The following is an 11,729-nucleotide window of genomic DNA, read 5'->3' on the forward strand; positions in this document are numbered from 1 at the left end:
AATTCATTTATCACAATACGTAAACGCACAAAGTAGAAAGAGACTAAAAATATGGGTAATGCCGTTAAATTAGGGAATTCCGATACCGGCCACGGCAGTCATCCGCCTACGCCGGTCATTGCCGGCTCTCCAACCGTTAACGTGGATGGTCTGCCGCTCGCCCGGCAAGGCGATCCTCTGGCTCCTCATGGTCATAGCCGAAGCATCAGCGGCGGCTCATCCAGCGTGTTCATTGATGGTAAACCGGCGGCGCGTAGCGGTGATGCCGTTAGCTGCGGTGGGGTGTTGATCGGCGGCGGCAGCGTAAATATAGGATGAGGTTTTAAGCCATCCGGAGCTACGCTTTGGGGCGATAACCGACATGGAAGGCGTTGCCTGGTTGCTGCTGCTCGACATCCTGATAGCGCGCCGGCACAGTGGCCTTTTATAGCGGGATCAGATTCAACCGTCCGTGCCGTACGCCCGTTTGCGCCATGACGGATTCGGCGAAATGCTCAACCTGTGACGCCGTACCGCGCAAAATAATCGTTTCCACACACTCTTCATGGCTCAAATGCGTGTGCATGGTGGAAACCGTTAGATCATGATGGTCGTGTTGCATTTCCGCCAGCCTGCTGGAGAGCTGACGTTCGTGATGATCGTAGACGTAGCTCAGCACCGCCACGCATGCCCCATTTTTATCCGTTTCGAGCGTCATTTCACCCAGTTCACGGCGCAGCATATCGCGGAAGGCCTCAGAACGGTTGGCATAACCCTTACGCCGCATCAGTTCATCAAAGTCCTGCGCCAGTCGATCATCCATTGAAATCGTCAGTCTTTGCATCAAAAGCCTCGTGGAAGATGGCAGGGGTCATGGCGTCGACAGGAAAATACCAGCGGTAAAACCATGCTGGCGCGCCCCATAAAGGAATAGCGCCAGCGCGGCAAGGTTACAGTAGGATACGCAACATACGGCGCAGCGGTTCAGCGGCCCCCCACAACAGTTGATCGCCTACCGTAAAGGCGGACAGATATTCCGGCCCCATATTCAGTTTACGCAGACGGCCAACCGGCGTGGACAGCGTACCGGTTACCGCGGCCGGCGTCAGTTCGCGCATCGTGACGTCACGATCGTTGGGCACGACTTTTACCCAGTCGTTATGGGTTGCCAGCATTTGTTCAATTTCCGGCAACGCCACATCTTTTTTCAACTTGATGGTAAATGCCTGACTATGGCAGCGCAGCGCGCCCACGCGCACGCACAGACCGTCAACCGGGATCACACGGCTACCGCCGAGGATCTTGTTGGTTTCCGCCTGCCCTTTCCACTCTTCGCGGCTCTGGCCGTTATCCAACTGCTTGTCGATCCACGGGATCAGGCTGCCAGCCAACGGCACGCCGAAATTATCGGTCGGCAACGTGCCGCTGCGGGTCAGCGCGGTCACTTTACGTTCGATATCCAGAATGGCTGAAGCCGGATCCTGAAGTTCTTTCGCCACGTCGCCATGCAACATACCCATCTGCACCAGCAGTTCGCGCATATGCCGCGCGCCGCCGCCGGAAGCCGCCTGATAAGTGGCGACGGACACCCAGTCCACCAGATCGTTGGCGAACAGACCGCCCAGCGACATCAACATCAGGCTGACGGTACAGTTGCCGCCGACAAACGTCTTAACGCCATTGTCCAGCCCCTGCTTAATCACCGCATGGTTGACCGGATCCAGAATAATAATCGCCTCATCCTGCATGCGCAGCGAGGAGGCGGCGTCGATCCAAAAACCCTGCCAGCCGCTTGCACGCAGCTTCGGATAGACTTCAGTCGTATAATCGCCACCCTGACAGGTGATAATGATATCCAGCGCGCGCAACGCGTCCAGATTGTAGGCGTCCTGCAACACGCCTTGCTGACCGCCCAACGCCGGCGCCGGTTCACCGTGCTGAGAAGTGGAAAAGAATACCGGGCGGATCATATCGAAATCGCGTTCTTCCACCATGCGCTGCATGAGAACCGAACCGACCATACCGCGCCAGCCAATAAAACCAACATTTTTCATGGTAACTGTCCTGCCTTGGGGGTGACAAAAAGAATTCTGACTGCTGTCTTTTACTCGTCATACTTCAAGTTGCATGTGCGTTGGCTGGTCAAATTCGTTCCAAACGAATTTGACCTTCGTTTGCCGCCTTCCTGCAACTCGAATTATTTAGAGTATCTATACCCAATAGATTTCAAGCTCGTGGGTATTGCGTGATAAACAAGTCTTTCCACCATACAAAATGTACACAAAGTCGCAAGTGAATTTATTCGATGCCGCCGCGCTTTTTAACAGTCATTCTAATATCATCACCCTGATATAGAATGACGCACGACATCTATTTGTTTAATTACCCGTCGATTTCAGGAAATTGGGTTTCAGGAGCTAACGACCACCATGACAGAAATGATCTCGGCAACCGTGCTGTTGCTGTTAATTATGGATCCTCTCGGCAACCTGCCTATTTTTATGTCGGTGCTGAAACACCTCGATCCCAAACGCCGACGCGTGGTGCTGGTCCGTGAGATGCTTATCGCGTTGGGTCTGATGCTGATCTTTCTGTTTGCCGGCGAGCGGATCCTGGCCTTTCTTAATCTACGCACCGAAACGGTATCGATTTCCGGCGGCATCATCCTTTTCCTGATCGCTATCCGCATGATCTTTCCCTCACGGGAAGGCAACAGTACCGGCCTGCCCGCCGGGGAAGAACCGTTTCTGGTGCCGCTGGCCATTCCGCTGGTCGCCGGTCCGTCGATTCTGGCGGCGCTGATGCTGCTGTCGCATCAATATCCCAATCAACTATCGTCCCTGACGCTGGCCTTATTTATTGCCTGGGCGATCTCGTTCATCATCCTGTTAATGTCGGATCTGTTTTTACGACTGCTGGGGGAGAAAGGCGTCAGCGCGCTGGAAAAACTGATGGGATTGATTCTGGTTATGCTGTCGACGCAGATGTTTCTGGACGGCATACGGGCATATATGTCGCTGTAAAAAAACAGGGGTTCGTCGCATCGCGGCCAAACCCCGTCTTATCATTATCAGAGAAACACGCTGCCTATGGCGGCGATCAGGAACGCAATGGTGCCGATCAGCGTTTCCATTACCGTCCAGGTTTTCAGCGTGGTTTTCTCGTCCATTTCAAGGAAACGCCCGACCAGCCAGAAGCCGGAGTCGTTCACGTGCGACAGCACCGTCGCGCCGCCGGCGATGGCGATCACAATAAAGCACAGATCGAACTGACTCAATCCGGTGGTCGCCGCCACGGCCGGCGCCATCAATGCCGCAGTGGTGGTCAACGCCACGGTGGCCGACCCCTGAGCGATACGCAATGCGGCGGAGACGACAAACGCGGCGACAATCACCGGCATACCGGTATCAGACAACATATCGGCCAACGCCGTACCGATGCCGCTGGCGCGTAATACGCCGCCAAACATACCGCCGGCCCCGGTGACCAGAATAATGGAACACACCGGCCCCAGCGCCCCTTCACAGGCTTTATCAAGATGGCGGCGGCTGTGTTGCCCGCTGAACATGATCAGAGAAAACAGGACGGTGATCAGCAGAGCCACCGGGGTTTTCCCCAGCATTCTCAGGAATTGCACCACGCCGCTGTCGCCGTTGATCACCCCCATGACGGTCAGCGTATTCAGTCCGGTATCAAGAAAGATCAACACCAGCGGCAGCAACAGTACGCTCAACACCACTAAAAACGACGGCGGCGTATGTTGGGGGTCGGCTTTTACTTCTTCCAGGAAGGTCGAAGGCAGCGGTAGATGGAATTTCTTACCCGCCCACAGGCCAAACAGATAACTGCCCAAATACCAGGTCGGAAAAGCAATAATCAGACCGACAATCACCAGCAGACCAATATTGGCGCCGAGCAGTTCACTCGCGGCAACCGGCCCCGGATGAGGCGGCAATAGCGCATGCATGACCGCAAATGCCCCGGCGGCAGGCAGCGCATAGGTCAGGGTTGAACCGCCAAAACGCTTCGCCACGCTGAAAATGATCGGCAGCATAACGATCAAGCCCGCGTCAAAAAAGATCGGGAAACCAAACAGCAGCGACGCGATACCTAACGCGAACGGCGCATGGCGTTTGCCAAATTTAATGATCAACGTGTCGGCCAATACGTTGGCGCCACCGGTGATCTCCAGCAAACGCCCGATCATCGCCCCCAGGCCGACCAGCAACGCGACCGAGGCCAGCGTACTGCCAAAACCACTCAGTAACGTCGGTACGATATTTTCATAAGGCGTTTTTGTTACGAGCGCGGTTACCAAACTGACTAATACAAGCGCCAGAAAAGCGTGGATTTTAAAACGCATGATCAGCACGAGCAACAGTGCTACCGCGCCTACGGCGATGAGTAGTAGCACACTGGCACTATAAGCGGATGATATTTCTGTCATAGTCGTAATCTCGTTTCAGTCACCTGATGTGGACTGGTTAATTGTTTGTGAGATACATCACATCATCATTTGATACCGGTAACATGATACGGGTAACATGTTAAAGTTAGGAACTAGTAAGTTTCATTTAATTTACATTTTGGGATGGAGATCAAATTATGCCGGGTCAAAGCGTTATTCTTATGGGCGTGTCGGGTAGCGGGAAATCGTCGGTAGGGGCCGCGCTTGCCCGGGCGATCCATGCAAAATTCATTGACGGCGACGATCTGCATCCGCGTGCCAACATCCAGAAAATGGCCGGCGGCACGCCGCTGAATGACGAAGATCGCGCGCCCTGGCTGGATCGTCTGAACGACGCGGCCTACAGCCTGTATCACAAAAACGAAACCGGCATCATCGTCTGCTCGGCATTAAAGAAACGCTATCGCGACCGCTTACGCCGCGACAATGAAGGGATGACCTTTCTCTATCTGAAAGGCAGTTTTGATCTCATTCTGGCGCGCCATAAAGCCCGGGCCGGACATTTCATGCCGACGGAACTGTTAAAAAGCCAGTTTGACGCTCTGGAAGAGCCCGGCAGCGATGAACCGGACGTACTGACCGTCGACATCGACGGCAGTATGGAAGAGGTGGTTAGCCGCTGCGTTGAGGCGTTGCGCCGCTCCCGCCAAGCGTGACGTAGTGCCGGTAGGGCGGCGATGGCAACACATAATCGGCTAAAGGCTATTGCCGTCCAGCAAGGTAAAGCCCACATCGATCATCGCCGGCTTCACTGGCTCACCTCGCAAACGCGCCAGCAAGAATTCCGCGCCAATCTGCCCCATGCGCTCGCGTGGGGTAAGAACGCTGGCCAGCTTCGGCACCATCGCCTGACCGATATCGTGACCATGAAAACCAGCGATCCCCATGTCTTTCGGCACCTGTAATCCCTGACGCTGACACTCAAACATCGCGCCAACCGCCAGGTCGTCGTTAGTACAGAAAATACTGTCGATTTGCGGGTGCTCGGCCTGTGCCTGTCGTAATAGCTCGCCCCCCAGAGAATAGGAGGAAGCGTGTTCACTCATCACGCAGTAGCTCGTCAGCCCATTATCCCGCATGGCCTGTTCATAGCCGCGACACTTTATGATCGTCCGTTCATCCTGCCGCGCGCCGAGATAAACAACATGGCGGCGCCCCAGTGAAATCATATGCTGGGTCATCTGCCGGGCCGCCTCAAAATTATCGAATCCCACGGCCATATCCAGACAAGGAGACACCGAATCCATCAGTTCGACAACGGGAATGCCCGCGACGTCAATCATCTGACGGGTGCGATCCGTATGCGAACGCTCAGCCAGAATTAAGCCATCGATGTTATAGGCCAGCAACGACATCAGCCGCTGCTCTTCCTTTTCGGGGTGATAGCCATAATGCGCCAACATGGTCTGATAACCCTGCGCTTCCGTGACTCGTTCAATACCGCGCAGCACTTCGGCAAACACCTGATTGGTCAACGACGGCAACAGAACGCCGATCGCCCGGCTGGTGGCGCTGGCAAGCATATTGGGAGCATGATTGGGGATATAGCCCAGTTCATCGAGCGCGATAGCGATCTTTTCCTGCAATGCCGCAGAAACCTGGGCCGGGTTGCGTAAATAACGGCTCACCGTCATTTTCGTCACGCCAACCCGATCGGCAACATTCTGGAGAACTGGTCTTTTTTTCTTCATCATCCACGGAGAGCGCCTGAAAATATTGAGCGGAAGTCTAACAAAAAAAGCGCGCAAGGAATATGCAGAGTCAGCGTTTTGACATCGGAACAAGGTATAAAGAAAAAACCGTGAACACATCCACGGATTACCGGCAGAAATCAACGCGATTAACAGATAATCGCGGCGGTTGGCGTTACCGAATCACGCTTATACCGGAGGCAAATCAAACAACAGGATCTCACTCTCTTTGCTGGCGTGCACCGACAGCGTTTCTTCATCCCAAATGGCGAAAGCATCGCCGGTTTGTGCCGAATGGCCGTTGATTTCCACGCTGCCGCGCACAACCTGGATCCAGATCCGGCGCGCCGCCTGTACCTGATAGATCGACTGCTCCTGCGCTTTCAGCGCCCAGCGCCACAACGTCATATCCTGAAAAATCTTCAGCGAACCGTCACGAGCATCCGGCGACAGCACCAACTGGCGTCCCTGCGGGATATCAAAGCGCTTTTGTTCGTAGCGCGGCGTCAGCCCGTTTTTTTCCGGGATAATCCAAATCTGATACAGGTGAAGTAAATCATCGCTACTGGCGTTGTATTCCGAGTGACGGATCCCGGTGCCGGCGCTCATGATCTGAAACTCGCCGGTCTGGATTTGCGCTTTATTTCCCATGCTGTCCTGATGTTCCACCGTACCGTCCAGCACATAGGTCAGGATTTCCATATCTTTATGCGGGTGCGTACCGAACCCTCGCCCGCCTTCAATCCGGTCTTCATTGATAACACGCAGCGCCGAGAAACCCATGAATTCCGGTTCGTAATAATCCGCAAATGAGAAAGTATGCCAGCTATCAAGCCAGCCGTGATTTGCATGTCCGCGCTGTTGCGCTTGACGTAAATAGATCATGTCAGTTTCTCCCGCGTTTTCGATGAATAAAGTCTAACGGGTCGCTAAGAATAAGATAGCGCAAAAAACTTAACGCGCTGTTCAAAAAATCAGAACGGAGACGTAGGCGGATACCCGCAAAAATGGAGGTTAAATCATGGACAAAAAACGCCCGGAGCGTTTTTCAGCGTTGCGGAGCAACGGCTTTAAGGGGGCGGCAAGGATAGGTGGCGGGCATAAAAAAAAAAGCCAGCACCCGAGCTGGCTAAAAAAATACTGGAAGCAATGTGAGCAATGTCGTGCCTTCGCGGTAAAACCGTCATGGTTATGTGAATCTTACCCACATGAACACGAGTCGGTCTCCCCGGAACGCATGACAATAATAATCATTATCATTCTCGTCTGTAAAGTATTTTTTTCGGTTGTCCGTTTAATCCTGAATCAGCGCCCGGGCCAGCAGGGTTATCGGGTGTTCGCACGGCTTGCTGGTGGACATTTCGATTTGCCATTTGCAGGTCTCGCAGTCGGTTATCACCAGATCGGCCCCGCTTTCCTCTATCTGGCGAAACAGCGATGCGCCAATCCCCTGCGAGGTCGGGTAATTTTCCTTTTTGAAACCGTAGGTTCCGGCAATCCCGCAGCACTGCGAATCCAGCACGATCAGCTCAAGCCCGGGAATGCGTTGCAGCAACGACAGGGTATAAGCGGTCCACCCCATTTTTTCCAGATGACAGGGCGTGTGATACGCTACCCGCAGCGGCAGCGGACGTAACGGCAATGTGCGCCCTTCTTCTTCCAGCAACCGGTACAATTGGCGGGTCGCCAGTTCAATGCCGTCGCGCACATGATCCGTATCGACGCCAAGCACATGCGGATACTCATCGCGCAGCATGAAAGTACAGCTGGAGGATGTCGCCACTACCGGCATGGAACGGCTGTTGATGGCCTCATCCAGCGATTTGATATTGACTCGCGCCTGCTTTCTTGCCCGATCGTGAAAACCATTGGCGACCAGCGGCACGCCGCAACACTTCTCCTTGCTCAACAGCTGCACGCCGATATCCATCGCGTTGAACACCCGGATAAGATCTTTCCCCAACTGAGGATGGTTATAGTTAACGTAACAACCATGAAAGTAGGCGACCTGGTCGCGGTAACGCAGTTGCTCTTGCGCCTGCTGGCGATACCAGCGGCGAAACGTGCCGAAAGAATATTTCGGCAACTGGCGGCGATGGTCGATTTTTAACGCCTTATCCAGTAGCTGACGCACCGGTTTCAGCCCGGTTGCGGTATTCACCAGCGGAGCCAATGGGGTGGCAATGGCGCCCATCAGATCGGTATGACTGAGAATGGCATCGCGCAACGTGGGCTTATGGGCGCTGTAGCTGGCTTTCGCCCGTTGGATAATATCGCCGATTTTGACGTCGGACGGACAGGCGACTTCGCAACGTTTACAGTTGGTACAATATTTCAGCGCCTCATCATACAAGGCAGGATCTTTACGCCGCAAACGTTCGCCATCCGGCCCGGCCTGTTTCGGCCCCGGATACAGAGGATTAACCCGCGATACCGGGCAATAGGTGGTGCAAACCGTACATTTGATACAGTCTTCAAAGCTGTTATCGGTTAGCAGGCTCATTGATTGCCCTCCTTCAGGATCTGCTCGGCGACATACAGCGCGCTGAGCATCGATACGCCCGCTCCGCACCCCTGGGCAATGGGATCGAACCCGGCCAGGACGGCGCCGATGGCATACAGGTTATCCGCCGTTTCGCCCCCGATAGCGGGACGCAGCGTCTCATCGGTTATCACGCCGAATTGCATATAGGGTTGGGAGGCGAACGCGTCCTGACGACTCCACGCGTCCCGCTGCGGCGCAAAGCGTACATCCAGTCCGAAGACGGGTTCAGTCACCCGATCAAATTGCGCAATCAGACCATTACTGAAGAAACTGCCGCTGGCCAGCACAACCTGATTCGCCCGCAGCGGAATATCGTGGTGATTACGGGTGTAGAGCGCCGTCTCCTGCGGTTCCAGTATGGCGCGCTCCACCCTGTCGCCCGGCATGACGATGCCCCCCTGCTGACGAAAACGGCGCAATAATGCCTGATGCAAACGCAGACCCGGCACTGAGGGCGGCAATGTCGGCAACAGCAATACCGGCTTGCCAAGCGCCTCGCGCAGCCCGGTCAGCGCCGAAGCCGCTTCCAGCCCCAGACAGGCGGGCATGATCACCGCATCATTACCACTGGCTAATAACCTCAGCTCTTCCGTCAGCTCCGCCTGATTCTCCGGCAGGTCGAGCACACGGGAGATATTCACCGCTCGGAATTCGCTGGGATTACGACGCAGCCGGTCCAGTACCGGCAGTTTCAAATCATCACTGCGGGCGGCGATCCCCTGCGCCTGAAGCGTTCCAGCCACAATACGGGACTGAAAGTCCAGAAAACCTTCAATACCGGCAATCAGCGGATTTTCCCAACGATCGGCGACCGCCAGACCACGGGTAACGCTGTCCGGCTGACTAAGCCAGCAGGGGCGGAATTTACCTAACGGCGTCATGCGCAGATGATTTTGCCGATAGTCGCCCAGCATAGACATATCGCAACGCGTCAGCAGCGCCTGAACCTGCGGCAACAACGCCGAGATCCGCTCGGCACCCATCAGCGAATAGGGATGATGGGGCGCCTGCCGGGCCAACTCATCCAGCGCGCTTAACGGCTGGTCGATCGGCCGGCCATCCGGCAGACAGGCGAGCAGATCCAGCGCCCCGGAGGAAAAGTGCAAGGCGCTTTGCCCGGCGCTGACGATAGCGCAACGTTTTCCCTGTTCCGCCAGCCGGATGCCGCAGGTTAACCCCGCCAGCCCGCCGCCGATAATCACCACGTCATAGCGCATGCTGTTCCTCCCGAACGTCATCGGCCGTCAAGCCGCATAAGCCCTGATATACCCAACTGGTAAACTCGCTTTCGCGCAGGGTATTGCCCCAGGCCACCGGGCGAATGCCTTTCCAGCGTTCATTCAGAAACTGGCTTAGCTGGGTAATCGACTGCTCCGGCGTCGACTGTCCGAACCGGCACAGTAACCCCGCGGCCCGGCAGGCGCACAGTTCACCCTGACAGGTGCCCATTCCGACGCGGGTACGCCGACGCAAATCAATCAGGTTATTCACCTGTAGCGATTCCACCGCATAACGCACTTCACCGGCGGTGACGGCTTCGCACTCGCATACCAGGCTGCTATCGAGACGCTCGCCGGATAACAGGCGTCCGGCGCGATCGCCATGTCGATAAATAGCCGAGCCGCGCAATGGCGCGGACAGCGGCTTGTCATCAGGGCGTTTTACCGTGAAGTGAGCCGATGAGTTTCGCTCTGCGGTTGCCTCGGAACCCGGCAACGCTCTCTGGGCAGTGGTACAGGCCACGTTGTGCCCCAGCTTTTCACAAATTTTATCCGTCACCCATTCCGCCATCAGCCGGTAGGTCATCAGTTTACCGCCGGTGATGGTGATAAAGCCTTCCAGACCATCGCGGCTGGCATGGTCGAGCAGCACAATGCCGCGGCTGACGCTGCGCCCGCTTGGGTCGCTGTCATTCGCCACCAGCGGACGGACGCCGGCATAAGCACGTAGAATGCGCGTAGCCGCCAGCTGCGGCGCCAATTTGCTGCCCTCACGCATCAGCGTTTCCACTTCGGCGGGGGTGACCGTCATATTATCTATCTGATCGTAATCGATATGGGTTGAGGTGGTGCCAATCAACGAGATGGTGTCGCCCGGCACCAGAATGTCGGCATCGGCCGGTTTACGGCAGCGATTAATCACCATGTTGTTAATGCGATGCCCCAAAATCAGCAGCGCCCCTTTTGCCGGGAACATGCGTACGCGCAGATCGGCGTACTCGGCAATATGCTGCCCCCAGATCCCTGCGGCATTCACCACCACCTGCGCGTAGATTTCGCCTTCAATGGCATGTTTATGATCGAAAACGCGTACCCCGGTGATGCGATCGCCCTGACGGATCAAGCCGATGACCTCATGGTAGGTCAATACCTCGGCGCCATGCTCCTCAGCATCGATCATATTGGCCGAAGTCAAACGGAAAGGATCGATGGTGCCGTCCGGCACCCGCACCGCGCCGATCAACGTCGGATTCGCCGCAGGCTCCAGACGCAGCGCCTCCTGCGGATCAATCGCCCGCGCATCGATACCCGCCTGTTGACAGGCGGCGATAAACTGGGACTGATAGGCGAGATCATCTTCCGGCAGCGTCAGAAACAGTCCGTCGGTTGGTTCGACGCAATGACGGGCGATACGTTTGAGAATCTGGTTTTCTTCAATACACTCACGTGCCGATTCGCCGTCCGTCACCGCATAACGCGATCCGCTATGCAGCAAACCATGGTTGCGCCCGGTGGCGCCGGTAGCCATGTCATGACGTTCGAGCAACAGGCAGCGTAACCCACGCAGCGCACAATCCCGCGCGGTTCCCGCGCCCGTCGCGCCGCCGCCAATCACAATGACATCGGTTTCCCGGTATGACCCGTTATTTTGCATATGCCCTCGCCCCAACCGGATCGTTATAAGGGGCTATTGGGACACAAACAATAGGGATAATGTTTGATAAAGAACAAAAACGAGCATAAAACGAAAATAATTCGGTAATTAAAAGTTATAAATGTGATAAGAGTCACTAAACTTAATCATGGAGTTAAACTCATTCTGTTAA

11 protein-coding genes are annotated in these 11,729 nt (G+C 55.4%); 3 read left to right on the forward strand and 8 right to left on the reverse strand.

Features of this window, described 5'->3' with window-relative positions; all coding sequences use genetic code 11:
* Nucleotides 1-51 precede the first annotated feature (51 nt).
* Nucleotides 52-318 carry a type VI secretion system PAAR protein gene (locus JG725_RS14315; protein ID WP_199378603.1) on the forward strand — a complete coding sequence of 89 codons (267 nt, stop codon included), beginning with the start codon at nt 52-54 and terminating at the stop codon, nt 316-318.
* A 106-nt stretch (nt 319-424) separates the two neighbouring features.
* On the opposite strand, the gene nikR is transcribed toward JG725_RS14315, so the two are convergent.
* Complete coding sequence (gene nikR / locus JG725_RS14320; protein WP_172291351.1) at nt 425-823, reverse strand: nickel-responsive transcriptional regulator NikR; 399 nt, start codon at nt 821-823, stop codon at nt 425-427.
* Between the two features lie 106 nt (nt 824-929).
* Nucleotides 930-2,033 carry an aspartate-semialdehyde dehydrogenase gene (asd, locus tag JG725_RS14325; protein ID WP_172291352.1) on the reverse strand — a complete coding sequence of 368 codons (1,104 nt, stop codon included), beginning with the start codon at nt 2,031-2,033 and terminating at the stop codon, nt 930-932.
* Between the two features lie 375 nt (nt 2,034-2,408).
* Here asd and JG725_RS14330 point away from each other — a divergent pair, with 375 nt between their 5' ends.
* On the forward strand, nt 2,409-3,002 hold the full coding sequence (locus tag JG725_RS14330) for a YhgN family NAAT transporter (protein WP_172291353.1): 594 nt from the start codon (nt 2,409-2,411) through the stop codon (nt 3,000-3,002).
* 47 nt (nt 3,003-3,049) lie between these two features.
* On the opposite strand, the gene JG725_RS14335 is transcribed toward JG725_RS14330, so the two are convergent.
* The gene (locus JG725_RS14335) at nt 3,050-4,426 is read right to left on the reverse strand and encodes a GntP family permease (protein WP_172291354.1); all 1,377 of its coding nucleotides are present in this window, start codon (nt 4,424-4,426) and stop codon (nt 3,050-3,052) included.
* A gap of 158 nt (nt 4,427-4,584) precedes the next feature.
* Here JG725_RS14335 and JG725_RS14340 point away from each other — a divergent pair, with 158 nt between their 5' ends.
* Nucleotides 4,585-5,103, forward strand: coding sequence for a gluconokinase (locus JG725_RS14340; RefSeq protein ID WP_172291355.1), 519 nt, complete (start codon nt 4,585-4,587; stop codon nt 5,101-5,103).
* A gap of 39 nt (nt 5,104-5,142) precedes the next feature.
* Here JG725_RS14340 and gntR read toward each other — a convergent pair whose 3' ends face one another.
* From gntR to glpA, 5 genes are all read right to left on the reverse strand, one after another.
* Nucleotides 5,143-6,138, reverse strand: a complete 996-nt coding sequence (gene gntR, locus JG725_RS14345) for a gluconate operon transcriptional repressor GntR (protein ID WP_172291433.1) — start codon at nt 6,136-6,138, stop codon at nt 5,143-5,145.
* 189 nt (nt 6,139-6,327) lie between these two features.
* Complete coding sequence (locus JG725_RS14350; protein ID WP_199378605.1) at nt 6,328-7,023, reverse strand: pirin family protein; 696 nt, start codon at nt 7,021-7,023, stop codon at nt 6,328-6,330.
* A 409-nt stretch (nt 7,024-7,432) separates the two neighbouring features.
* Nucleotides 7,433-8,641: an anaerobic glycerol-3-phosphate dehydrogenase subunit GlpC gene (gene glpC / locus JG725_RS14355; RefSeq protein ID WP_199378607.1), complete on the reverse strand. Its 1,209-nt coding sequence runs from the start codon at nt 8,639-8,641 to the stop codon at nt 7,433-7,435.
* Nucleotides 8,638-9,900 carry a glycerol-3-phosphate dehydrogenase subunit GlpB gene (glpB, locus tag JG725_RS14360; protein ID WP_199378609.1) on the reverse strand — a complete coding sequence of 421 codons (1,263 nt, stop codon included), beginning with the start codon at nt 9,898-9,900 and terminating at the stop codon, nt 8,638-8,640. The genes glpC and glpB overlap by 4 nt, the downstream gene beginning before the upstream one ends.
* Nucleotides 9,890-11,557 carry an anaerobic glycerol-3-phosphate dehydrogenase subunit A gene (glpA, locus tag JG725_RS14365; RefSeq protein WP_199378611.1) on the reverse strand — a complete coding sequence of 556 codons (1,668 nt, stop codon included), beginning with the start codon at nt 11,555-11,557 and terminating at the stop codon, nt 9,890-9,892. The genes glpB and glpA overlap by 11 nt, the downstream gene beginning before the upstream one ends.
* Nucleotides 11,558-11,729 lie beyond the last annotated feature (172 nt).

This window comes from Brenneria sp. L3-3C-1 (genome assembly GCF_016456245.1).
Taxonomy (GTDB): domain Bacteria; phylum Pseudomonadota; class Gammaproteobacteria; order Enterobacterales; family Enterobacteriaceae; genus Brenneria.

Excerpts from the sequence above, each read along its gene's own strand:
- JG725_RS14315 (WP_199378603.1), top strand. The coding sequence starts at position 52 with ATGGGTAATGCCGTTAAATTAGGGAATTCCGATACCGGCCACGGCAGT.
- nikR (WP_172291351.1), bottom strand. The coding sequence starts at position 823 with ATGCAAAGACTGACGATTTCAATGGATGATCGACTGGCGCAGGACTTT.
- asd (WP_172291352.1), bottom strand. The coding sequence starts at position 2,033 with ATGAAAAATGTTGGTTTTATTGGCTGGCGCGGTATGGTCGGTTCGGTT.
- JG725_RS14330 (WP_172291353.1), top strand. The coding sequence starts at position 2,409 with ATGACAGAAATGATCTCGGCAACCGTGCTGTTGCTGTTAATTATGGAT.
- JG725_RS14335 (WP_172291354.1), bottom strand. The coding sequence starts at position 4,426 with ATGACAGAAATATCATCCGCTTATAGTGCCAGTGTGCTACTACTCATC.
- JG725_RS14340 (WP_172291355.1), top strand. The coding sequence starts at position 4,585 with ATGCCGGGTCAAAGCGTTATTCTTATGGGCGTGTCGGGTAGCGGGAAA.
- gntR (WP_172291433.1), bottom strand. The coding sequence starts at position 6,138 with ATGAAGAAAAAAAGACCAGTTCTCCAGAATGTTGCCGATCGGGTTGGC.
- JG725_RS14350 (WP_199378605.1), bottom strand. The coding sequence starts at position 7,023 with ATGATCTATTTACGTCAAGCGCAACAGCGCGGACATGCAAATCACGGC.
- glpC (WP_199378607.1), bottom strand. The coding sequence starts at position 8,641 with ATGAGCCTGCTAACCGATAACAGCTTTGAAGACTGTATCAAATGTACG.
- glpB (WP_199378609.1), bottom strand. The coding sequence starts at position 9,900 with ATGCGCTATGACGTGGTGATTATCGGCGGCGGGCTGGCGGGGTTAACC.
- glpA (WP_199378611.1), bottom strand. The coding sequence starts at position 11,557 with ATGCAAAATAACGGGTCATACCGGGAAACCGATGTCATTGTGATTGGC.